Below are 22,158 nucleotides of genomic sequence, written 5' to 3'. Positions count from 1 at the left end.
GCGTTCGGTCCTGGTCACAGCCCAAGATGTGGCTATGGAAGCAGCGGAGATCCGCAAGCTCGCCGAACTCGAGGCCAAGCACTGGTGGTATCGCGAGCGACGCACAGTGCTCGCCCGGTCACTCGACGCTCTCGCGAGAACCGGCGAGAAACCTGGCCGGGCGCTGGACATCGGCGCTGCCGGTGGCGGGAATACCAGGGTGCTGCGGGACCGGGGATGGGACGCCACGGCGCTGGAGTACGGCGAGGAGGGGGCCGGGGTCGCGCGCGGGCGCAACATCCCGGTGATCCGCGGCGACGCGGTCGCGCTGCCCGTGGCCGACGAGTCGATGGACCTCGTCGTCGCGTACGACGTGCTGGAGCACATCGAGGACGACAAGTCCGCGGCCCACGAGATCACCCGAGTCCTTCGGCGCGGTGGCACCGCCTTGATCGCCGTACCGTGCGACATGGAGCTGTGGAGCGAGCACGACACCGCCGTCGGACATTTCCGCCGGTACGACCGGGCGGGTCTGCTGAACTTGCTCTCCTCGGCCGGGCTGCGGATCGAGGAGGTCAGGTCGTGGAACGTTCTGCTCCGGCCGGTGGCGGCCTGGCGGCGGAAAAGGAGCACAGGCAGTGACCTGGACGACCTGTCCCCGCTCGTCAACCTCGGACTCACCGCGGTCATCGCCGCTGAACGCTACCTGCCTGTCGGCAAGCTGCCCGGCGTGTCGGTGCTGGTCCGCGCCCGGCGGCATGATCCGGTCGCGGTCATCGCCCAGACCACGTACTGATTGAGACTTCCGCGGGTTGGACGGCTATCGTACGGATCTGCGCTCCGCGCGGCCCGACCCGAACTCTCCTGAAGAAGGGTCCAAAACGACGTGTCCATCCTGACCGGCTCCGACATCCTCGTCACCGGAGGTACCGGCTCCTTCGGCAAGGCGTTCATCCGCTACGCGTTGGACAACCTCGCCCCACGCCGGCTCATCGTGTTCAGCCGGGACGAGTTGAAGCAGTGGGAGGTCCGCCAACTGTTCGGCGACGACCCCCGGCTGCGGTTCTTCATCGGCGACATCCGTGACAAGGACCGGCTGGACCGGGCCATGCACAAGGTCGACTACGTCGTGCACGCGGCCGCGCTGAAGCAGGTCGACACGGCGGAGTACAACCCGTGGGAGTACGTGAAGACGAACGTGATCGGCTCACAGAACGTGATCGAGTCCAGCATCGACACCGGGGTGAAGAAGGTCGTCGCGCTGTCCACCGACAAGGCGTCCAGCCCGATCAACCTGTACGGCGCGACCAAGCTGACCGCCGACAAGCTGTTCATCACCGGCAACCACTACGCCGCGGCGTACGACACCCGGTTCTCCGTGGTCCGCTACGGCAACGTGATGGGCAGCCGGGGCTCGATCATCCCGAAGTTCAGGGCGCTCCACGCCGAGGGCAAGTCGCTGCCGATCACCGACATGCGCTGCACCAGGTTCCTGATCACGCTGCCGCAGGCCGTGCGGTTCGTGGTCGACTCCTTCGAGCAGATGCAGGGCGGCGAGCTGTACGTGCCGAGGATCCCGTCGATGAAGATCACCGACCTGGCCCAGGCGATCGCGCCCGGCGCCACGGTGCACGACGTGGGCCTGCGGCCCGGCGAGAAGCTGCACGAGGAGATGATCAGCCCGGAGGAAGGCCGCCGCGCGCTCGCGATCGGTGAGCGCTACGTCCTGCAGCCGGACCTGGCGACCTGGGGCTACAAACCGCCGGCCGACGGCATCCCGGTAGCCGCGGGCTTCCACTACACCTCGGACAACAACGACCAGTGGTACACGATCGAGGAGATCACCAAGATCCTCGAGAGCGACGTCTGATGCTCCCCTACGGCCGCCAGTCCATCTCGGACGAGGACGTCGAGGCCGTCGCCGCGATCCTGCGCGGTGACTGGCTGACCACCGGCCCGACCGTCACCGCGTTCGAGAACGCGATCTCGGAGCTGGCCGGCGGACACCGCGCGGTCAGCTGCACCTCCGGCACGGCGGCGCTGCACATGGCGTACGCCGGACTCGGGGTCGGCCCCGGCGACGAGGTCGTGACCACGCCGATGACCTTCGTCGCGACCGCGTCCTGCGCCGCGATGATGGGCGCCCAGGTCGTGTTCGCCGATGTCGAGGAGGACACCGCGCTGCTCGACCCCGCGGCCGTCGAAGCGGTCGTCACCGACCGCACCAAGGTGATCGCGGCGGTCGACTACGCCGGCCATGCGGCCGACTACGACAGGCTGCAGGCGATCGCGGACCGGGTCGGCGCGAAGACGCTCGACGACGCCGCGCACTCGGTCGGCGGGTTCTACAAGGGTCGCCCGGTCGGCGACCTGGCCGACGTCACCACGATGTCGTTCTTCCCGACGAAGAACCTGACCACCGGTGAGGGTGGCGCGGTCGTCGCCAAGGACCCGGCCGTCGCCCAGCGGGTGCACGAGTTCCACTTCATCGGCCTGGTCCGCGACCCGGCCCGGTTCCAGATCACCGACGAGGGCCCGTGGCATCAGGAGGTGCACGAGTTCGGGGTGAACTACCGGCTCACCGACGTCGCCTGCGCGCTCGGCCTGTCCCAGCTGAAGCGGCTGGCCGACTTCACGAAGCGGCGCAGCGACATCACCGCGCGCTACAACGAGGCGCTCGAGCTTGTTGACGGCGTCCGGACCCCGACTCAGCGCGACTACGTCGACCCGGCCTGGCACCTGTACCCGGTCCGGATCCTCGGCGGCCGCCGCCGGGAGATCTTCGAGGGACTGCGGGCCGCCGGTATCGGCGTCCAGGTCAACTACATCCCGGTCTACTGGCACCCGGTGTTCGCCAACGCCGGTTACGAGCGCGGGACGTGCCCGAATGCGGAACAGTACTACCGCGAGGAGATTTCACTGCCGATGTACCCGGACCTGACCGACGCCGACGTCGATCGGGTGATCGAGACCCTGACGAACCTGGTGTCCTGAGCCGTGACGCGGTTGCGCCTCTCAACGCGTGCAGTCGCGAGAGCAGCACCCTGATCGCACTTCATGCTCGAAGGTTTGAGATGACCGGTGTCGAGCACCTGGCCCATCCGGCCGAGATCCGGAAGATGTTCCGCTGGAACACCCCGGGCCGTCGACCGGCGAAGATCCTGGACACGAAAGTGGCTTCATGACGATCGGCATCATCACCCAGGCCCGGGCGACCAGCACCCGGCTACCCGCGAAGGTCCTGCTCACCGCGGGTGGCAAGAGCTACCTGCACCACCACCTGGAGCGGCTCGCCCGGACCTGCCTGCCGGTGATCGTGGCGACCACGACCAACCCCGACGACGAACCCATCGTCGAGCTGTCGACCGAGCTCGGCTTCCCGGTGTACCGCGGCAGCGAGCTCGACGTGCTGTCCCGGTTCGCCGGCGCGATCCGCGAGTACGACCTGACCGGCGTCGTCCGGGTCACCTCCGACTGCCCGCTGATCGACCCCGCGGTCGTTGCCGAGGGCGTCGAACGGTACCGCGCCGAGAACGCCGGCAACGTCTACGTGTCGAACTGCCTGACCCGGACCTACCCGCGCGGCATGGACTACGAGGTCTTCTCCGCTGCCCGGCTCCTGCAGGCCGACGAGGTCGCGACGCTGCCGGTCGACCGCGAGCACGTCACCACCTACCTGCACCAGAACCGGGCCGGCGACATGCGGCTGGTCAACGTTCCCTGGGACGGCCGCGACGGGGCGAGGTACCGGCTGACGCTGGACACCGAGGACGACCGGAAGTTGCTCAGCACCCTGATCGAGGAGTTCGGCGCGGACAGGCTGGATTGCGCCGAACTGGTCGCGCTGATGGACTCGCATCCGGAGCTGGCGGCGCTGAACGCGCATATCGAACAGAAGAAGCTCGGCGAATGACAGCGCGTCAGCCTGGCGCTACGGCATGATTTACGGCGATGACACTGACGCTCGGGTCCGTAGCGCGTATTAGACCTGCGTTCCGCCACGGCCCTACGTAGCGGCGACGAGGTGGATCGTGAGCATGTTGTGCACCGGCTCGAAGCCATAGCGAGCCCAGACTCGCTGGATGCCCGTCTGGTGGGCCGGTGCAGAGACCACCAGCCGCCTGGTCGTGCAGGCATCCTCGATCGCGGCGAGCAAGTGCCCGTACCGGCCCCGGCCCTGCTCGGCCGGTACGACGCCGGCCAGCTCGATCTCGGTCCAGGAACTCTGCCGGTCGATCGCGGCCAGCGCCAGCACCCGCCGGTCGGGACCACGTAGCACCACCGCGCCGGTGTCCGCGACCCGCCGCCGCCCCCACTCCTGCAATCCAGCCAGCGCGCGGGAGCGGTCGAACACCGGGGTGGCGCAGTAGTGGTTCCCGGAGTCGCCGAAGATGTCCGCTACGAGGTCGTCCACCAGTTCGTCGTCGGCCGACTCCTCAACCCGGGTGGTGAACCCGGCCAGGGGCGCAGGCCGCCGTCCCTTGCCGACCGAGAGAGACCAGTAGACGACGGTGCCCGCAAGTAGCGCCTGGCGCGGACCGCTCGCCAGCGCGGAGAACCAGGTCGTCTCCCGTGCCGGGTAGCGCAACACGATGACGTCGGCTGTCGACCTCTCCACCGCCGCCAGCACCTCGGCCAGCGGCGTACCTGCCGAGGCGGACACCGACATCCGGTCGATCGAGACGTCGAACCGCTTCGCCGCCTCCACGGACGGCCGCACGGTCAGCTCACCGGCCTCGAGCGCGTCGTACCAACTCATCAGGCACGGAGCTTAGGGCATGTCCTTGTCCGGCGCGTCGACTGTCTCGGGGAAGGTGTGGTGGCCCGGGTCGTCGAGGCTGTCGTAGCCGACGAGGAACTGGGGCCGGCGCTGACTCGACTGGAACAATCGCGCGACGTACTCACCCAGCAAACCAAGACACAGCAACTGGATCGCACCGATCACGCCGACAGCCAAGACGGTCGACGTCCAGCCCGGGATGCTCTGCCCGGCAAGTTTGACGACCAGCGCACCGATGACAACCGCACAACACAGCAACCCACCGAGCAACCCGAGCCAGGTCGCCAGCCGCAACGGCGCCGCCGAGAACGCCGTCACACTGTCGAACGCCAACCGCAGCATCTTCGACAAGTTGTACTTCGTCGTCCCCGCCACCCGCTCCGCACGCACATACCGAACCTGCGCGCTCGGGAACCCCAACCACGGAATCACCAGCCGGAACACCCGGCCGTCCTCCGGCAACGCGTTCACCGCGTCGACCACGCGCCGCGACACCAACCGGAAGTCACCGGCGTCGAACGGGATCTCCTCGCCCACGAGCCGGCACATCAACCGGTAGTACATCCGCGCGGTCGTCCGCTTCACCCAGGTGTCGCTCGACCGGTCCGACCGAACGCCGTACACCACATCCACATCCTGCTCCCGCACCGCCGCAAGGAACTCCGCGATCACCTCCGGCGGATCCTGCAAATCCGCATCGATCGTCACCAGGAACCCACCCCGCGCCCGCCGGAACCCGGCCGACAGCGCCGCCTGATGACCGCTGTTCCGCAGCAGCCGTACGATGCGCAACTGCGGCCAATCCCTCGCGGCCTCCAGCAGCAGCGTCGCGGTCCGGTCCCGGCTGCCGTCGTCCACCACGACCAGTTCGTAGGAGGTCCCGAGACCGTTCAGGAACGGACGCATCCGCTCGAAAAACATCGGCAGCACTTCCTCCTCGTCGTACATCGGCACGACGACGGACAATGCGGGCTGCTCGGTTCGCATAGAGGCACCTCCGGTCCGGAGACTACCCGGAAGACCGCCACCCTGCTGCGGGCACCGGACGTTCCTGTCTCGCACTGCGGTGACACTCCGCATTCGTGACGCGACAGGTTTCACATTAGGCTTGCCGCCATGCGCGCGAGGGGGAGGCGGCGGGGGCCACGGACGGCGGGTCCTTCCCTGTCCGGCCTGCTGGCGGGTCTCGCCGTCCTGATCCTGGCGATCGCGCTGCTGCTCCAGCATTCGACGGTCGGTGAGGTCGGCCGGTTCGTGCTGTTCACCTGTTTCGGGATCGCGCTGCCCGGGTTCGCGCTGTGGCGGCTGATCGGAAGCTACGGGCGGAACCTGGTCGAGGATCTCGCCGCCGGCTTCGCGGTCGGGACCGCGGCACAGATCGTCGTCTACCTGGCCAGTGCCTCGATCGGGCTGCAGGCCTGGTCGTGGGTCTGGGCGCCCGTGGTGCTGGTGATCGTCGTCGCGGATCGTGACGTACGGGCGAGGGTCGGTCGCCCGGTCGACGTACCACTCAGGCCCCTGCAGGCTTGGTTGCTCGCCGCGGCGACGGCGATCGTCGTACTGGTGGTCTACCGGCGTGGACCGGGACAGTTCCTCCCGGCGTACACCGATCCGCTGCGCTCGTATCCGGACCTCGCCTTCCAGCAGGCTTTGGCCGCCAGCGCGAAGTACGACGTACCGATCTCGACACTGTGGCTCGGTGGCGAGCCGATGAAGTACCACTCGTTCTTCCACCAGGCGACGGCGGCGACGGCCTGGGCGACCCGGGTCGACCTCACGGACCTGATCCACTCGCTGACCTGGTTGCCGTTGTTCCTGGCCGGTTGCGGGCTGGTCTTCGCGCTGACCACCCGGTTCGCGCCGACCGCGGAGTCGGGTGCCACGTGGGCCGGGCCGCTCGCCGTGCTGATCGCGGGACTAGGCGGCGCCGTCCAGCCGCTGGCCGATCACGGTCTGGGCGGGCTCTCGACGGCGGTGGCGGCGTACTTGAGCCCGACGCAGAACCTGGGCGTCCTGATCGCGCTGGCACTCTGTCTTCTGGTGGTGGACCTGTTACGTGCGGACCGGCCGCGCAGCCGCTGGGTGCTGGTGATCCTGCTCGCCCTGGTCGCGGCCGGCGCGAAGTCGACGATCCTGCCGTTGCTGGGCTGCGGGTTCGCGTTCGCCTTCCTGCACCTGGCTGTGACCCGTCGCAGGACGCGTACGGCGTTGCTCGGTGGCGCGCTGTCGTTCGCGATCTTCCTTGCGGCGCTGGTGGTCATCTACGGCGGCAGCACGTGGGGCACGGAGGTGAAGCCGTTCCGGACGTTCGTCCAACTGCCGCCGTACTCGATGCTCGCGTCAGAGCCGCACGCACACCTCCTGTCGGCGGCAACGACCTTGCTGAGCTGGGGTCTCGCAGCGTCGGGGATGGCGTTCCTCGGCCGACCGCGTCGTTCCTGCAAAGAGGGGCGGGATCCGGCGACTGTCTTCCTGGTCGGGTTCTGCGTCGGCGGACTGGTGGGGGCGGTGCTGACCACCCAGTCGGGGCTCAGCCAGATGTACTTCCTGCTGACTGCTTTCCCGGTGGTCGCCGTACTGGCCTGCGTGGGCCTCGCGAACCTGGTCGGGCGGCTCGGCGACCGGCGTGCGGTGGTGTTGGTCGGCGTGGCCGGGGGGCTTGGCCTCGCGGCCTGTGCGGTGGCGCGGACGGTGTCGGCCGACCTGGCCGGGATCACCGGCCCGTGGCTGTGGACGGGCGCTGGGCTCGTGACCGTCGCGGTCTTGGTCGCCGTTGCCTGGAAGCTGCTGCGGCGGCCGGGCAGTGTTCTGGTCGCGTTCCTCGCTGCCGGGGTGGCGGCGAGCATGGTCGGAGCCGTGCTCGTCCCGCTCCAGGCCTTCGTGTCGGACACGGCATCGAAGCTGGTCTTCGCGGAGCCCCGCCGGGGTGGGGCGACCGCCGCGGAGGCGGGCGGGGCGCGGTGGCTACGGCGGAACAGCAAGCCCGGCGAGCTGATCGCGACGAACGCGCACTGCATCATCCAACGCGAAGGGTTCTGCGACAGCCGGCACTTCTGGCTCGCCGCGCTGTCCGAACGGCCGGTGCTGATCGAGGGCTGGTCGTACTCCAACCAGGCCAACCGGATCGCGGTCAGCACCGGCGGCAGCCCGAGCCTGATCCCGTACTGGAACCGCGCCGAGCTGGCTGCGAACGACGCCGCCTTCACCGCGCCCTCGCCGGAGGCGATCGAGCGCCTGCGCAAGGTCGGCGTTCGCTGGCTGTACGCCGATCATCGGGCCGGCAAGGTCTCCGCCGCGCTGCGCGAGTACGTCAATCTCCGGCACGCCACCCTGGACGTGACGATCTACGAGATCAAGTGAGGCCGAGCAGGGCTACCGCTGCGGCCTCTGCCCGCGAAACGCGGAGCGGTTCTACGCCGAGGAACTGCCCCTCGCGCTGTTCCCGGACCTCACTGACGCCGAGGTCGAACGGGGTGGTCGCGACTCTGACGAAGCTGGTTCGCTAGTGTCATCCGATATGACCCGATCGATCCTGGTCGGCGGTGAGATGCTCAACTGGTCGGATCTGCACCCGATCGACGCCCGGCCGGCGGCCGGTGGAGCCGCCGCCGAAGCACTCCTCGCCGCCGCACTCCAGCCCGGCGACTCCGTGCTGGTCGCCGGACCGCACGAACTCGGCCTGATCACCGGCATCGCCGCCGGCGTCACCTCGGTCGACGTACTGGTCCGCTCCGCGCCGGACGCCGAGGAGATCGCCGAGCTGCTCGAGGACGCCAAGGGCCAGGTCATCTGCGGCTCACTCGACCGCCTCTCGTCGGAGGAGGTGTACGACGTCGTCGTCGCGCTGGACGGATTGGATCGGCTCGTCGGCCCGGACACGGCGAACTTGACGTGGTCCGACACCCTGGCCCGGCTACAGGCGCGGCTCGCTCCCTCGGGACGGCTGCTGCTCGGCGCGGCGAATCCCTTCGGCGTCGAGCGATTCCTCCAGCCCCCGATCTCCGCCGCACTCCCGCGCAACGAGGACTGGGCCCGCGATCTCGATGACACCGCACCCGCCGGCCGCACATCGCTCGTCAGCACACTGGAAGCAGCCGGTCTCGACATCAGCCGGACCTATGCGGTGTTCCCGTCGCTGGTCGAGGCCGATGTCGCTCTGACCTCGGTCGACCACCTCGGCGCCGTGACCGCGGCCAGGACCGTTGCCAAGCGCAACTCAGGTCCGACGCTGATGGATCCCTACCGGCTGATCCTCGACGCTGCCGCCGCAGACCTCGCCGTCGAGCTGGCACCGGCTTGGTACGTCGTCAGCGGCGATCTTCCCGACGTACTCCCGGCAACCGCGGTCCCTGTCGGCGCGGGCGTGCTGCTGGAAGAGCACCTGCTCGCCGCCCTGAAGGTCGACGACCAGGCGGTGGTGCGGCGGACGATCTCCGAGTACGTGAACTGGCTGGTCGCGCAGGATCACCCGACGGCCGCGATCGCCGCCCCCGACAACGTGATCCTCGACGGGACCTCCTACCGGCTCTTCGGTGCTGGTGATCCGGTGGACGCACATGGCGAGGCACTGGTCGTCGCGCACCTGGCCCGCTTCGCCCGGCGCTCACTGGAGGCTGGCTCACGGCAACCATGGCCGGTCGGCGGTGATGTCCGCGAGCTGACGGCGCGGCTCGGGTCAATGGCCGGAATCACTGTGACAGGAGAGCTTTTGCCGTCGCCCGAGCTGGTGCGGCCGCTCGGCAGTGCCGAGCAGTTGGCCACGGTCGCGCGGCTCGCGGAGGAACTGGCGGAGGCGAACGCGCGGGCGATCCTGTTCGAGGGACAGCTGAGCGGGATCCGCCGGTCGCGGCCGTATCGGGTGGGGCACGCTGTTCTCAACCCGGCCCGGGTGATCGTCCGGCGAACGCGCCGCATCCTGCGGAAGGGGGTGCGCTGATGCACCATGCCAACCACTTCTATGGGCACGCGGAGATCATGGCGTCGTATGCGGGACTCGCGAAGCCGCCGCGGATCTGGGGATATCTGCAGCACGGGTGGAACATCCTGGACGGGTTCGCCCACGGCACCGCGTTCGCGCCGGGGATGCCGAAGTACGTCTGGTCCGACAGCGTCCGGCGGCGCGGCTGGTCGATGGGGCTGCGGAACTACTCGGTGATCGGCTCGGTCTGGCTGTATCTGCTGAAGGTGCACCCGGAGCTGGCCACGCCGGCGAAAGGCGCCAAGGGCACCATCTTCTACCCGTTCCACGGCTGGGAGGGCCAGCACGTGCTCGGCGACCACGGCCGCATCGTTGCCTCGATCAACGAGCACGAGACTGGGCCGGTGACGGCCTGCCTGTACTGGAACGAGTACGAGAAACCCGCGATCCGCAACGTCTACAAGGACGCCGGGTTCCGCGTCATCACGCACGGCTACCGCGGCCTGCACTGGCGGCGGACCGACGCGAAGTTCCTGGTCAACCAGCTGCGCGAGCTCCGCAAACATCGGCGCGTCGCCTCCAACCGGCTCAGTACCGCCGTCCTGTACGGCGCCTCGCTCGGCCTGCAGCCCGGGGTCTACGGCGACCCGATGGTGCTGGAGAACGAACACCCCTCGTTCGGCGGCCAGGCCAGGATCAAACGACTGTGGCCAGAGCTGGACCACCCGTTCGTACCGCTCGACATCGCACGTGAGTTCACCGACACCGAACTGGGCGTCGACCACCTCGCCCACCCGGCCGAGATCCGGGAGTTGTTCCGGTGGAACTGACGAGCGGCCACGCTCGACGCGCACATCGGACAGAAGAAGCTCGGCGAGTGACGACGCGCCAGCCCGCCGCTACGGCATGATTTGCGGTGATGACCACCGATGATCCAGGACCGCAGCCGGCGACCGGCCGAGACACGCCGAATGGCGGCGCGGCCACCAGTGCGGACCAGGGCCCGAACGCGGCCCGCGCCAAGTCCTTCGGCGCCGTCGCGGCCGCGTACGACGCGGGCCGGCCGACGTTTCCCGTCGACGCACTGACCTGGATCCTCGGCCCGGGCCGGCTGCAGGTCCTCGACCTCGGCGCCGGCACCGGGAAGCTGGCCGCGGTCGCGGCCGGGCTCGGGCACGATGTGGTCGCGGTCGATCCGTCCGAGGAGATGCTGAGTGTCTGCCGCCGGCGGCCCGGGATCGACACGATGGTCGGCGCGGCCGAGTCGATCCCGCTGGCCCACGCCTCGGTGGACGCGGTGGTCGTCGGCCAGGCCTTCCACTGGTTCGACCACGCCCGGGCGCTGCCCGAGATCGCCCGGGTGCTGCGGCCGAACGGCGTCCTCGGCCTGCTCTGGAACGACGCCGACCGGGTGGTTCCCTGGGTACGACGGTTCGACCGCGCGATCATGGGTGACGACTTCGGCGGCGACCAGTTCGACCCGATGCCGATCCTGCTGCAGTCGGACCTGTTCGCGCTGGTGGAGACCGCCCGGTTCCGGCACTGGCAGGACCTGGACCGTGCGGGCCTGCGGCAACTGGCCCTGTCGCACTCGCGGGTCGCCGTCCTGACCGAATCCCGCCGCGAGGCGGTGCTGGACCAGATCGACCACATCTACGGCAACACCGCCCGGCCGCCGGAGCCGCTGCGGATGCCGTATTTCACCGACTGTTACCGGGCCCGCCCGAGCGACCTCGCGAATTACCGCCGTACCCTCGACGCCCCGATCGCGCCGCACCTCTGAATTCTGCCCGGCCCGCCGTGAAACATTTTGGTTGCGGTAGGTCACAAATCCGCCACCAGGGGCTAACGTGCTCGTGTTTGTGTCTAAGTACGAGGGGAACTCGAACTCATGGACGAGGAAGTGGTACGCGAGCGGGACGCCCGCGCGTATGAGGCCGTGCACGAGGCGGCCGACTTCACCGAACTGAAGCGGCGCTACAAGAACTTCGTCGTGCCGTGGACCATCACGTTCATGACCTGGTACCTGGCCTACGTCGCCTGTAACAACTGGGCCCGTGACTTCATGAACACCCAGGTGTTCGGGCACGTCAACGTCGCGCTGATCTTCGGCCTGCTGCAGTTCGTCTCCACCTTCTTCATCGCCGCGCTCTACGGCCGGTTCGCGAACCGGAGGCTGGATCCGCTGGCCAGCGGGCTGAACGCCAAGTACAAGAGGGAGCGCCGCCGGTGACCGTCCTGACCATCCCCGCGGCCATTCCTGCCGCCGTCCCCACGCTGGTCCCGCTCGCCGATGCCGAGCCCGGCAACCGGGTACTGACCATCTCGCTGTTCTGCGCGGTCGTCGCCGTGACGCTGTACATCACCTGGTGGGCGTCCCGGCAGAACAAGAGCGCGGCCGACTACTACGCCGGCGGCCGGTCCTTCAGCGGCGCCCAGAACGGCTTCGCGGTCGCCGGTGACTACATGTCGGCGGCCTCCTTCCTCGGCATCTCCGGCTCGATCGCCCTCTTCGGGTACGACGGCTTCCTCTACTCGATCGGGTTCCTGGTGGCCTGGCTGGTGGCGCTGCTGCTGATCGCCGAGCTGCTGCGGAACTCGGGCCGGTTCACCATGGCCGACCAGCTCGCGTTCCGGATGAAGCAGAAGCCGGTCCGGACCGCCGCCGCGACGTCCACGATCGTGGTGTCGATCTTCTACCTGCTGGCCCAGATGGTCGGAGCCGGCGCGCTGGTCGCGCTGCTGCTCGGGGTGAAGAGCGAGGGCATCAAGGCCGGCGTGATCATCCTGGTCGGCGCGCTGATGATCATCTACGTCACGGTCGGTGGGATGAAGGGCACCACCTGGGTGCAGATCGTGAAGGCCGTTCTGCTGATGGCCGGCACCATCGTGATCACCTTCCTGGTGCTGCTGAAGTTCCACTTCAACATCTCCGAACTGCTCGGTGCGGCCGCGGAGAATTCCGGCAAGGGCGAGGCGTTCCTGCAGCCCGGACTGCTCTACGGCAAGGACCTGGTCGGCCAGATCGACTTCCTGTCGCTCGGCCTCGCCCTCGTCCTCGGTACGGCGGGCCTGCCGCACATCCTGATCCGCTTCTACACCGTGCCGGACTCGCGGTCGGCACGCCGGTCGGTGCAGTGGGCAATCGGCCTGATCGGGGCGTTCTACCTGATGACGCTGGCGCTCGGGTTCGGTGCCGCGGCGCTGCTGGACACCGCCAAGGGTTCCGCTGTGGAGGTGTCGAAGGGCAACGTCGCGTCGCCGCTGCTGGCCGAGTCCGTCGGCGGCGGTGCCGGCTCGCTCGGCGGCTCGATCCTGCTCGCGCTGATTGCGGCCGTCGCCTTCGCGACCATCCTCGCGGTGGTCGCCGGTCTGACGCTGACGTCGGCCTCGTCGTTCGCGCACGACCTGTACGCGAACGTGATCGCCAAGGAGAAGCCGTCCGAGAAGGACGAGCTGCGGGTGGCCAGGTTCGCCGCGGTCGGCATCGGTGCGATCTCGATCGCACTGGCGATCCCGGCGCAGAAGCTGAACATCGCGTTCCTGGTCGCGCTGGCCTTCGCTGTCGCCGCGTCCGCAAACCTGCCCGCGTTGCTGTACAACCTGTTCTGGAAGCGGTTCAACACTTCCGGCGCGGTGTGGAGTATTTACGGTGGCCTGATCTCGGCCGTCGTACTGGTCGTCTTCTCGCCGGTCGTGTCGGGTAAGCCGACGTCGATGATCCCCGATGCGGACTTCGCCTGGTTCCCGCTGTCGAACCCGGGCATCGTGTCGATCCCGCTCGGCTTCCTGTTCGGCGTGCTGGGCACCTTCCTCGGTCGCGACCGAGCGAGCGAGGCCCGGTACAACGAGCTCTCTGTCCGCTCCCTCACCGGCGCCGGCGCCGAGGGTCCGGCCAAGCACTAGTCGTTGTTGTCGAGGGTCGCGGCGTCGGGCCGCGACCCTCAGCGGGGTTTAGCGTTCCGGCATGCAGAGCCGGCGGCGCTTCCTGGGGCTGATGCCGGCCGCTGCCGCTGGGCTGTTGGCCGCCTGGGCCGTTTCTCGCAGCGAGATTCCGGTCCGAAGCCTGCCGATCCTCAGCGGTGCACCGACAGTGAAGCCACGCGGCGCTGTCGCGTGCGCCGCACCGCTCGACCTCGTCTACGACAGCGGCAACTTCGGCGCGTCGACCAGTCTGCTCGGCGGCACACCACAGCGCTTTCCCGACCGGTACGCGGCCGCTTAGCTCCTCGGCCGCTGACCTCTTCGGCCGGCCGTTCGGCAACCAGGCGTCACGAACCGTTGACGCTCGGGTTGCCATGCCGTAACAATGAGCCAGCGTTGCGCAAGAATTTGGCAAGATCAGAGCAACTTCCGGACTTCCTGCGTAACGGCTAACACCCTTGCGCCCTCACCCCCGCCCACCCAGGAGAGGCCATGAGAATCCCGTCCCCGCAGCCCAGACGCCGACCGGGGCGCCTGCTCGCCGCCCTACTGGCAGGCAGTCTGGCGCTGTCGATCAGTCCGCTCATCCGCGCGACACCGGCCGACAACGCGACCGCCGCCGTACTGGCCGACCCGAACCTCGCCGCCGGCAAGTCCACGTCGGCCAGCAGCGTCACCCAGACCTACGTCGCGTCGAACGTGACGGACGGCAACCAGAGCACCTACTGGGAGAGCGCCAACAACGCGTTCCCGCAGTGGGTGCAGGTGGATCTCGGCTCGTCGGTCGCCACCAACCAGGTCGTGCTCAAACTACCGACCGCGAGCTGGGGCGCCCGTACCCAGACGCTCGCGGTCCAGGGCAGCACCGACGGACAGAACTTCACCGACCTCTCCGCCTCCGCCGCGCGCGCGTTCAACCCGCCGAACAACACCGTGACGATCGACTACGGCACCGCGACCACGCGGTTCGTCCGGATCCGGGTCACCGCGAACACCGCCTGGCCGGCCGGGCAGCTGTCCGAGCTCGAGGTCTACGGCCCGGCGACCGGTGACACCCAGGCTCCCACCGCCCCGGGCAACCTGGCCTTCACCGAACCGGCCGCCGGCCAGATCCGGCTCACCTGGACCGCGTCGACCGACAACGTCGGCGTCAGCGGGTACGACGTCTATGCCAACGGCCAGCTGCGGACCAGCCTGGCCGGCAACGTCCTCACCTACACCGACGACCAGCCGGCCAGCGCGTCGGTCTCGTACTTCGTCCGCGCGAAGGATGCCGCAGGCAACCAGTCGGCGAACAGCAACACGGTGACGCGGAACGGCAGCTCGGGCCCGGGCAGCAACCTCGCCCTCGGCAAGCCGATCACCGCGTCCGGGTTCGTGCACACCTTCGTCGCGACCAACGCCAACGACGACGACGTGACGACGTACTGGGAAGGCAATACCAACCCGGCCACGCTGACCACCCAGCTCGGCGCGAACGCGGATCTCAGCTCGATCGTGATCCGGCTCAACCCGGACTCGGCCTGGGGTGCGCGGGCGCAGACGTTCTCGATCCTCGGCCGGGACCAGAGCGCTTCCGGGTTCACCACGATCGTGCCGAGTGCGTCGTACACCTTCAGCCCGTCGAGCGGGAACAGCGTGACGATCCCGGTCAGCGCGCGGGTGGCCGACGTACGGCTGACCTTGACCGGCAACACCGGCGCGCCGGCCGGCAGGTCGCCGAGCTCCAGGTGATGGGCGTACCGGCGCCGAACCCGGACCTCACCCTGTCCAACGTCTCCTGGACTCCTACGTCCCCGGTCGAGACCGACACGATCACCGTGCGGGCGACGGTCGGCAACTCCGGTACGGCGGGCTCCGCGGCGACCGAGGTGAACTTCTACCTCGGCGAGACCAAGGTCGGCACGGCGGCCGTCGGAGCACTCGCGGCCGGGGCGTCGAGCACGGTCAGCGCAGCGATCGGCGCGCGGGACGCGGGAACCTACGCACTGAGCGCAAAGGTCGACGAGTCGAATGCCGTGATCGAGCAAAACGACGCAAACAACACCGCAAACGCCTCCGGACCCCTGATCGTCACGCCGGTCGCCAGCTCCGACCTGGTCGCGGCGGCGGTCAACTGGACGCCGAGCAACCCGTCGGCAGGGAACAGCGTCGCCTTCTCGGTCGCGCTGAAGAACCAAGGCAGTGTCGCGTCGGCATCCGGTGCGCATGGCATCACGCTGACGATCCTCAACGGCAGCTCGGTCGTGACCACGCTGACCGGCTCGTACAACGGTGCGATCGCCGCCGGCGCGACCACTTCCGCGCTTGCCCTCGGCAACTGGACGGCGGCCAACGGTCGGTACACCGTGCGCGTCGTGCTCGCGGATGACGCCAACGAGCTGCCGGTGAAGCCGACGAACAACACGAGTGAGCGGCCGTTCTTCGTGGGTCGTGGCGCGAACATGCCGTACGACCACATGGAGGCCGAGGACGCTTCGATCGGCGGCGGTGCTGTGATGGTCGGCCCGAACCGGACCATCGGAGATCTGGCCGGCGAGGCCTCCGGGCGACGCGCGGTCACGCTGAACTCGACCGGCTCCTTCGTCGAGTTCACCACCCGGGCCCGCACGAACACCCTGGTCACCCGGTTCTCCATCCCGGACTCCGCCGGTGGCGGCGGGAGCAGCTCGACCATCAACGTGTACGTCAACGGCAGCTTCCACAAGGCGTTGCCGCTGACCTCGAAGTACGCCTGGCTGTACGGCGCGGAGGCGAGCCCGAACAACTCGCCCGGCTCCGGACCGGCCCGGCACATCTACGACGAGGCTCAGTTGATGCTCGACGGAAGCTTCCCGGCGGGTACGAAGATCAAGCTGCAGAAGGATCCGGCGAACAGTACGACGTACGCGATCGACTTCCTAGACACCGAAGAGGTCGCACCGGTCGCCAACCCTGGCACGGGATTCGTGACACCGTCGGGCTTCACGCATCAGGACGTGCAGAACGCGTTGGACCAGGTCCGGCAGAACAGCGCGCTGCAGGGTGTGTACCTGCCGCCTGGTAACTACGAGACCTCTTCGAAGTTCCAGGTGTACGGCAAGGCGGTTCGGGTTGTCGGCGCGGGGCCTTGGTACACGCGGTTCCACGCGCCGACGTCACAGGACAACACCGACGTCGGCTTCCGCACCGAGGCCTCGTCCAACGGGTCGTCCTTCACCGGGTTCGCGTACTTCGGCAACGACACGTCGCGGATCGACGGTCCGGGCAAGGTGTTCGACTTCTCCAACACCGCCAACATGACCATCGACGGCATCTGGGTCGAGCACATGGTCTGCCTGTACTGGGGTGCGAACACCGACAACTCGACGATCAAGAACTCCCGGATCCGGAACATGTTTGCCGACGGCATCAACATGACGAACGGGTCGGCCGGCAACCTGGTCAGCAACAACGACGCCCGGGCCACCGGCGACGACAGTTTCGCCCTCTTCAACGCCACCGACTCCGGCGGCGGCGAGGTGCGCGACAATGTCTTCGAGAACCTGTCCGCGACCCTCACGTGGCGGGCGGCCGGGTTCGCGGTGTACGGCGGCACGAACAACGTGTTCCGCAATCTGGACGCCGCGGACATGCTCACCTATCCGGGCGTCACCATCTCGTCACTCGACTTCGGGATCCCGATGAACGGTTTCGGAGCGACCCCGCCGACCCGTTTCGAGAATGTCAGCCTGGTCCGCTCGGGTGGACATTTCTGGGGCAACCAGACATTCCCCGCCCTGTGGATCTATTCCGCGACGAAGATCTTCCAGGGAATCCGGGTGACTGATCTGGACATCGTCGATCCGACGTACTCCGGAATCATGTTCCAGACCGACTACGTCGGCGGTCAGCCACTGTTCCCGGTCGCCGACACGATCTTCACTAACACGACCATCACCGGGGCGCGCAAATCCGGCGACACCTTCGACGCCAAATCCGGCTACGGCATCTGGGCCAACGAGCTCCCCGAACCCGGCGAAGGCCCCGCGCGAGGCACCGCCACGTTCAACAACCTAACCCTCTCCAACAACCACACCGACATCCAGAACACCACCACAACCTTCACTCTGACCCGCAACTAACCTCACCCCAGGGGCCGCAGAGCATCCGCCAGGCGGCCCCTGGCCAAGGGCGCAGACCGGGCTGCTCCAGCCCTCCGGAGGGCTACCGGAGAGCCTGGCTGCCGAGCTGAATGTCCGGGCCGCGGCCGGGCACCGCATCGACACGCAGGATCCCGAAGACATCCACGTACTCGCCCAACAGCTGTCGGCAACGGTTAGGCTCCACCACTATGGCCGACCTGATTCCTCTCACCAAGGGTGCGCATGGCTTTGGTGGTTCCTCTGATGGCGGTCCGCTGGGGTCGGTGGATTTGATGGCGACCTCGCCGCAATGATGGACAGCCGGACCATCGAGCCGCCGTCCGCATCAAGCGTCTCGATGACGGACGGGTCTGACAGGTCTACCGGGCCACGGTTCGTGGGTGCACTCGTCTGGCTGCTCCCCGCGCTGACCGTGTACTGGGTACTGGCAGGCACGGGGGTGACGGACGGCGACATCCTCCGCTACTCGGCCTACTTCGCGGGCTGTGTGGTGCTTCCAGGAGTGTTGCTGCTGCGAGCTTTCGCGCCGGGTCGGCGGACCTGGCCTGAGGACGTGGGCATCGGTATCGTCGTGGGGCTCTCCTACGAGTTGCTGGGGTGGGCCTTGTTCACGGCCGCTGGCATGCAGCAGTGGTTGGTGGTGTGGCCTGCGGCGGTACTGGTCGTCTTCGCCGCGGTACCGCGGTTACGGCGTTGCTGGCGGGCGCGGGACGCGCCGCGACTGCCGCTCGCGTGGGGCGCCACGCTGTCGCTCCTGATGTCGGCGACGTTGCTGCTGTACTACGGCACCTCTGTCAGCGCCTCGCCGGTCCCCGAGAACGGCGGCAACTACTACCAGGACCTGCTCTGGCACCTGGGGATCGTGCACGAGCTGGGCCGCTCCGTCCCGCCGCAGATTCCGCAGGTGGCGGGCGAAACGATGCAGTACCACTGGTTCGCCGACGCACACCTGGCGTCGGCCGCAGAGATCGCCGGAATCGACCCCCGACTCGTGCTGTTCAGACTCTGGTTCGCCCCGATCATCATCGGGCTCGTCCTCGCGGTCGCTGCACTCGCGCGCCAGGTCAGCGGTGTCTGGTGGACCGCCCCGTTCGCGGTCGCGATGACGACGGTCGTCCAGCAGGTCGCCGTCTGGAAGTACATCGGCGGCGTCGGGTCCTCACCACTCGTTTTCCTGAGCCCGTCGCAGTCCTTCGGGACGACGGTCAGCGTCGGAGCCGCGGCGCTGCTGCTCGGCGCCTTGTACCGCGGTGCCCCGAGACGGTCCTGGGTGATCGTGATGCTGGTCGTCTGCGTATCCGCCGGCTCCAAGCCCACCGCAGTGCCGCTGCTGCTCGGCGGGACCGGCCTGGCTGCGCTGTTCCTGCTGGTGCGGAACAGGCGCATCCCCTGGCCGACCGTCGGCTTCGGCGTCGCACTGGTGGGTGTGATGGTGGCGTCGATGCTGACTGTCGCGGGCAGCACCGCAGGTACTCCGCTGCGCTTGTTCGGGGTCCTGCGGGCTTTGCCGGGATACACCGCTGTGACCGGTCTCACCGGCGCTCCGGCGCGGGGTGGATGGATCACCGAAGGGCTCCGTGACGCCGACCAGCAGACGCTGACCTGGGCGATCGCGATCCTTGTGTCCGTGGTGGTGAGTCGGGCGGTGGTGGCCGTGGCATTCCTTGGTCTCGTACAGCGCCGGACCCGTACCGATCCGGTGCAGTGGTGGCTGGTCGGCACGCTCATCGCCTCCATGCTCGGATTCCTGGTCGTCGACCATCCGGGCTTTGGTCAGTTCTACTTCCTCGGCAGCGCGCTGCCCTTCGCCGGCGTCGCCGCGGGATACGTGATCCACGGCGCGGTCACCGGACGCCGCCGCGCGGCCCGCCGGGTGATCATCGCCGGTGGCCTGCTGGCCGGTGCGGCGCTCGCCCTGGCGATCCGGGCGTTCGGCAACATCGACTCCCGGCCTGTCTCCCCGGCGGAGATCACGCGGGCGGTGACCGAGCCGATGCTGTGGCTTGCGGCGGTACTCGTGGCCGGGCTGCTCGGCTGGCTTGTCCTCCGCGCCGTCCGTCCGCAGGTCCGTGGCCTCGGCCTGGCGCTGCTGATGTGCGTCGCGGTCGGCCTCGCCTTGCCCAGCCGGCCCTGGTCGGACTGGCGCAACGCGGCGGACAGGGTCACCGGGGAGGGCGGGCAGATCCCGGTCCCGGCGGCTCCGTTGTACACCACGGACGAGATCCAAGCCGCGCTGTGGCTGGAGCGTAACGCTGGACGGTACGACGTGGTCGTGACGAACACCGCCTGCCAGTCGCGACAACGACCTGGTCCGGTCTGCGACGCGCGTGGCTACCTGGTCAGCGGTGTCGGCGGTCACCGAACACTGATGGAGGGCTGGGCCTACACCCAGCAGTCGCTGGCCAACCAAGGCGAACGGAACGTCGGCTACAGCCTGCTGCCATCGCCCTGGCCCGACCGGGTGGAGCTGACGACGAAGGCACTCACGGCGCCAACGCCGGAGGTGCTGGAGACCCTGCGCCGCGATTACGGCGTCCGCTGGGTCTTCGCGGACACGCGCAAGGGCAGGGTCGCCGAGCGCACTCTCGACCGGCTCGCCGACCGGAGGTATACCCGAGGGCAGGTCATCGTCTACGAGCTGAGGGACTGAGCGAGTTCGTTGACTTAGCGGGTCGAGACACCCAGCATGTATATCTCCCCGATCGAGGAGATCCCCATGGAGGGTGTGAAAGGCGTTCTCAGGCATGTGCCTGCCTACGTCCTGCTGCAGCGCATCGTCGGCGCCGACCGCTTGCGATACCGCTGCATCGATGAGATCCGGCCAGGTGAAACCGTCCTGGACGTCGGCTGCGGCCCTGCGTACTACTTCCCGCGTCTGCCCCAGCCGGTGAAATATCACGGGTTCGACACAGATGCGCCGTACATCGACTGGGCCAAGGAGCGCTTCGGCGGTGAGAACGCCAGCTTCCATTGCGGCAACTTCGACGAAGCCGCTGCCCGATCGCTGCCGCCGATCGACGTGGTGCTGCTGCTCGGGCTGCTGCACCACCTGTCGGACGAGCAGTGCACGCATCTGCTCAACCTGGCCGCGAGCGTGCTGAGTCCCGGCGGCCGGGTGATCAGCCTCGACACCTGCTTCGAGCCGAACCAGGGCCGGATCTCACGGTGGATGTCGGCGAACGACCGCGGCGAGTACGTCCGGGAGCCGCCGGCGTTCGAGAAGCTCGCTCTGCAGTCCTTCGGCCAGATCGAGGGCAAGGTCATCGACGATGCCACCCATGTTCCAGCGAGCTACTGGATGATGAGGATGACGGCGCCGAATGGACCCTCGGCCGAATAGGGCCCTGTCAGTGCCGGGATTACTCACGTCGCCCCCGGCGCCCCGCCGTACACGGTCTCGGTCGTTCCGGGAATCCGCTAGAGGTCGTCGGCGATCTGGGCGAGGACGGTGCCGGCGCGCAGGACCAACTCACGGTCGGCTTCGTCGAGGCGGCGGAGGAGCTTGCTGAGTTCCTCCGCGGCCTGGCGTCCGGAGGCCTCGACCATCTCCGCACCGGCTTCGGTGAGTACGACCGCGGTCGCACGGCCGTCGACCGGGTCCTGCTCGCGGCGGACCATGCCCGCGTCCTCGAGGCCGGCGACGGTGGTGGTCGCGGTGGGCTGGGAGCACGGCACACGGGCCGCGATCTCGCCGATCCGGATCGGTTGCTCGTCGGCGATCAGCATCAGCGCGAGAAACTGGGTCGGGTGCAGGACCGCGGAGGTCCGGCTCCGGCGTAGGTGCCGGACGATCCGGTGCATGCTCACCAGAAGCTGCAGAGTCTCTTGTGCCACCGCGATCACCTCCTCCGAACGGATGCGTCATCCTGGCACAGTCAGGGAGTGATCTCCTAAGGATCGCAGTGCCAGGTCACCCGGGAGATCAGCCTGGTAGACGCCCACGCCGGATCCAGAGTCTGCGGGCCCGAACGGATCCGTGAGGAACCTCAGAGGTGTACGGCGGCTACTCCGAGGGCGAAGGCGAGTCCGGTAAGACCGAGCATGGTGGTGGCGAGGACGACGAGTCGTCGTTGCAGTTCGGGCAACTCGGCCGACGTCGCGAACACCCGGCCCGGCCAGTGCCGCCATGAGACGTACCAGAAGATCGCGGTTGCGCAGACCAGCAGCAGGGCCTTGACCGCGTGGATCCACCAGTGCTCGCGCTCGACCAACAGCAGGACCAATCCGGTGACCGCGATCGCCGCGATCAGGCCGATCACCTTCCACCGGTTGCCCGAGGCAATCACCGTGGTGAGCGCCTCGCGCCCGTCCCGATCCGGCCCGAAGAACTTCTGCAGCTTCGGCCGGACCACGAACAGCGAGTACGCCATCCCACCCACCCAAGCCGCCGCCAACCCCGCATGCACGATCGCCACGACGACAGTCATGCGCGG

19 protein-coding genes are annotated in these 22,158 nt (G+C 68.3%); 15 read left to right on the top strand and 4 right to left on the bottom strand.

Going from position 1 to position 22,158, the window contains the following annotated elements; translation table 11 throughout:
• Nucleotides 1–34 precede the first annotated feature (34 nt).
• The 4 genes from EV652_RS37290 (at nucleotide 35) to EV652_RS37275 (ending at nucleotide 3,892) form a co-directional block, all read left to right on the top strand.
• Complete coding sequence (locus tag EV652_RS37290; RefSeq protein WP_132214424.1) at nucleotides 35–775, top strand: class I SAM-dependent methyltransferase; 741 nt, start codon at nucleotides 35–37, stop codon at nucleotides 773–775.
• A 90-nt stretch (nucleotides 776–865) separates the two neighbouring features.
• Nucleotides 866–1,849, top strand: a complete 984-nt coding sequence (gene pseB, locus EV652_RS37285; RefSeq protein ID WP_132214422.1) for a UDP-N-acetylglucosamine 4,6-dehydratase (inverting) — start codon at nucleotides 866–868, stop codon at nucleotides 1,847–1,849.
• Nucleotides 1,849–2,973, top strand: a complete 1,125-nt coding sequence (pseC, locus tag EV652_RS37280) for a UDP-4-amino-4,6-dideoxy-N-acetyl-beta-L-altrosamine transaminase (RefSeq protein WP_132214421.1) — start codon at nucleotides 1,849–1,851, stop codon at nucleotides 2,971–2,973. Before pseB ends, pseC begins: the two co-directional genes overlap by 1 nt.
• Nucleotides 2,974–3,160: 187 nt before the next feature.
• Nucleotides 3,161–3,892, top strand: coding sequence for a cytidylyltransferase domain-containing protein (locus EV652_RS37275; RefSeq protein ID WP_132214419.1), 732 nt, complete (start codon nucleotides 3,161–3,163; stop codon nucleotides 3,890–3,892).
• 93 nt (nucleotides 3,893–3,985) lie between these two features.
• Here EV652_RS37275 and EV652_RS37270 read toward each other — a convergent pair whose 3' ends face one another.
• A complete protein-coding gene (locus tag EV652_RS37270) occupies nucleotides 3,986–4,738 on the bottom strand; it encodes an N-acetyltransferase (protein ID WP_132214417.1) in 753 nt (250 codons plus the stop codon).
• Between the two features lie 12 nt (nucleotides 4,739–4,750).
• Nucleotides 4,751–5,746, bottom strand: a complete 996-nt coding sequence (locus tag EV652_RS37265) for a glycosyltransferase family 2 protein (RefSeq protein WP_132214415.1) — start codon at nucleotides 5,744–5,746, stop codon at nucleotides 4,751–4,753.
• Nucleotides 5,747–5,875: 129 nt separating this feature from the next.
• Between EV652_RS37265 and EV652_RS37260 the strand changes: the two genes are divergently transcribed.
• The 11 genes from EV652_RS37260 to EV652_RS37215 all read left to right on the top strand — a co-directional run bounded on the left by EV652_RS37260 (nucleotide 5,876) and on the right by EV652_RS37215 (nucleotide 21,065).
• On the top strand, nucleotides 5,876–8,119 hold the full coding sequence (locus EV652_RS37260; protein WP_132214413.1) for a hypothetical protein: 2,244 nt from the start codon (nucleotides 5,876–5,878) through the stop codon (nucleotides 8,117–8,119).
• A gap of 157 nt (nucleotides 8,120–8,276) precedes the next feature.
• On the top strand, nucleotides 8,277–9,695 hold the full coding sequence (locus EV652_RS37255; RefSeq protein WP_242002237.1) for a hypothetical protein: 1,419 nt from the start codon (nucleotides 8,277–8,279) through the stop codon (nucleotides 9,693–9,695).
• Nucleotides 9,695–10,507: a hypothetical protein gene (locus EV652_RS37250; RefSeq protein ID WP_132214411.1), complete on the top strand. Its 813-nt coding sequence runs from the start codon at nucleotides 9,695–9,697 to the stop codon at nucleotides 10,505–10,507. Before EV652_RS37255 ends, EV652_RS37250 begins: the two co-directional genes overlap by 1 nt.
• 89 nt (nucleotides 10,508–10,596) lie before the next feature.
• Nucleotides 10,597–11,460 carry a class I SAM-dependent methyltransferase gene (locus EV652_RS37245; RefSeq protein WP_132214409.1) on the top strand — a complete coding sequence of 288 codons (864 nt, stop codon included), beginning with the start codon at nucleotides 10,597–10,599 and terminating at the stop codon, nucleotides 11,458–11,460.
• 108 nt (nucleotides 11,461–11,568) lie between these two features.
• Nucleotides 11,569–11,910: a DUF485 domain-containing protein gene (locus tag EV652_RS37240; RefSeq protein WP_132214407.1), complete on the top strand. Its 342-nt coding sequence runs from the start codon at nucleotides 11,569–11,571 to the stop codon at nucleotides 11,908–11,910.
• Nucleotides 11,907–13,583, top strand: coding sequence for a monocarboxylic acid transporter (locus EV652_RS37235; protein WP_439649118.1), 1,677 nt, complete (start codon nucleotides 11,907–11,909; stop codon nucleotides 13,581–13,583). The genes EV652_RS37240 and EV652_RS37235 overlap by 4 nt, the downstream gene beginning before the upstream one ends.
• Before the next feature lie 61 nt (nucleotides 13,584–13,644).
• Nucleotides 13,645–13,902, top strand: a complete 258-nt coding sequence (locus tag EV652_RS37230; RefSeq protein WP_132214405.1) for a hypothetical protein — start codon at nucleotides 13,645–13,647, stop codon at nucleotides 13,900–13,902.
• A gap of 191 nt (nucleotides 13,903–14,093) precedes the next feature.
• The gene (locus EV652_RS45560; RefSeq protein WP_242002236.1) at nucleotides 14,094–15,335 is read left to right on the top strand and encodes a discoidin domain-containing protein; all 1,242 of its coding nucleotides are present in this window, start codon (nucleotides 14,094–14,096) and stop codon (nucleotides 15,333–15,335) included.
• A complete protein-coding gene (locus tag EV652_RS37225; protein ID WP_242002235.1) occupies nucleotides 15,335–17,704 on the top strand; it encodes a CARDB domain-containing protein in 2,370 nt (789 codons plus the stop codon). Before EV652_RS45560 ends, EV652_RS37225 begins: the two co-directional genes overlap by 1 nt.
• Nucleotides 17,705–18,062: 358 nt before the next feature.
• The gene (locus EV652_RS37220) at nucleotides 18,063–20,375 is read left to right on the top strand and encodes a hypothetical protein (RefSeq protein WP_206752111.1); all 2,313 of its coding nucleotides are present in this window, start codon (nucleotides 18,063–18,065) and stop codon (nucleotides 20,373–20,375) included.
• A 66-nt stretch (nucleotides 20,376–20,441) separates the two neighbouring features.
• Nucleotides 20,442–21,065 (top strand): class I SAM-dependent methyltransferase, encoded by a 624-nt coding sequence (locus tag EV652_RS37215; protein WP_158441432.1) that lies wholly within the window; start codon nucleotides 20,442–20,444, stop codon nucleotides 21,063–21,065.
• A 77-nt stretch (nucleotides 21,066–21,142) separates the two neighbouring features.
• Here EV652_RS37215 and EV652_RS37210 read toward each other — a convergent pair whose 3' ends face one another.
• The gene (locus EV652_RS37210) at nucleotides 21,143–21,559 is read right to left on the bottom strand and encodes a MarR family winged helix-turn-helix transcriptional regulator (RefSeq protein WP_242002234.1); all 417 of its coding nucleotides are present in this window, start codon (nucleotides 21,557–21,559) and stop codon (nucleotides 21,143–21,145) included.
• 152 nt (nucleotides 21,560–21,711) lie between these two features.
• The gene (locus EV652_RS37205; RefSeq protein WP_132214399.1) at nucleotides 21,712–22,152 is read right to left on the bottom strand and encodes a hypothetical protein; all 441 of its coding nucleotides are present in this window, start codon (nucleotides 22,150–22,152) and stop codon (nucleotides 21,712–21,714) included.
• Between the last annotated feature and the right edge of the window lie 6 nt (nucleotides 22,153–22,158).

This window comes from Kribbella steppae, from assembly GCF_004342025.1.
Taxonomy (GTDB): domain Bacteria; phylum Actinomycetota; class Actinomycetes; order Propionibacteriales; family Kribbellaceae; genus Kribbella; species Kribbella steppae.
The sequence above is the reverse complement of the archived record's forward strand: the minus strand, read 5'-3'. Positions and strand labels throughout refer to the sequence as shown.

What these genes read in the sequence shown, in the direction of transcription:
- EV652_RS37290 (WP_132214424.1), top strand. Translation starts at nt 35, where the DNA reads ATGGAAGCAGCGGAGATCCGCAAGCTCGCCGAACTCGAGGCCAAGCAC.
- EV652_RS37205 (WP_132214399.1), bottom strand. Translation starts at nt 22,152, where the DNA reads ATGACTGTCGTCGTGGCGATCGTGCATGCGGGGTTGGCGGCGGCTTGG.
- EV652_RS45560 (WP_242002236.1), top strand. Translation starts at nt 14,094, where the DNA reads ATGAGAATCCCGTCCCCGCAGCCCAGACGCCGACCGGGGCGCCTGCTC.
- EV652_RS37230 (WP_132214405.1), top strand. Translation starts at nt 13,645, where the DNA reads ATGCAGAGCCGGCGGCGCTTCCTGGGGCTGATGCCGGCCGCTGCCGCT.
- EV652_RS37250 (WP_132214411.1), top strand. Translation starts at nt 9,695, where the DNA reads ATGCACCATGCCAACCACTTCTATGGGCACGCGGAGATCATGGCGTCG.
- EV652_RS37240 (WP_132214407.1), top strand. Translation starts at nt 11,569, where the DNA reads ATGGACGAGGAAGTGGTACGCGAGCGGGACGCCCGCGCGTATGAGGCC.
- EV652_RS37220 (WP_206752111.1), top strand. Translation starts at nt 18,063, where the DNA reads ATGACGGACGGGTCTGACAGGTCTACCGGGCCACGGTTCGTGGGTGCA.
- EV652_RS37225 (WP_242002235.1), top strand. Translation starts at nt 15,335, where the DNA reads ATGGGCGTACCGGCGCCGAACCCGGACCTCACCCTGTCCAACGTCTCC.
- EV652_RS37245 (WP_132214409.1), top strand. Translation starts at nt 10,597, where the DNA reads ATGACCACCGATGATCCAGGACCGCAGCCGGCGACCGGCCGAGACACG.
- EV652_RS37255 (WP_242002237.1), top strand. Translation starts at nt 8,277, where the DNA reads ATGACCCGATCGATCCTGGTCGGCGGTGAGATGCTCAACTGGTCGGAT.
- EV652_RS37270 (WP_132214417.1), bottom strand. Translation starts at nt 4,738, where the DNA reads ATGAGTTGGTACGACGCGCTCGAGGCCGGTGAGCTGACCGTGCGGCCG.
- EV652_RS37275 (WP_132214419.1), top strand. Translation starts at nt 3,161, where the DNA reads ATGACGATCGGCATCATCACCCAGGCCCGGGCGACCAGCACCCGGCTA.
- EV652_RS37215 (WP_158441432.1), top strand. Translation starts at nt 20,442, where the DNA reads ATGGAGGGTGTGAAAGGCGTTCTCAGGCATGTGCCTGCCTACGTCCTG.
- EV652_RS37265 (WP_132214415.1), bottom strand. Translation starts at nt 5,746, where the DNA reads ATGCGAACCGAGCAGCCCGCATTGTCCGTCGTCGTGCCGATGTACGAC.
- pseC (WP_132214421.1), top strand. Translation starts at nt 1,849, where the DNA reads ATGCTCCCCTACGGCCGCCAGTCCATCTCGGACGAGGACGTCGAGGCC.
- EV652_RS37260 (WP_132214413.1), top strand. Translation starts at nt 5,876, where the DNA reads ATGCGCGCGAGGGGGAGGCGGCGGGGGCCACGGACGGCGGGTCCTTCC.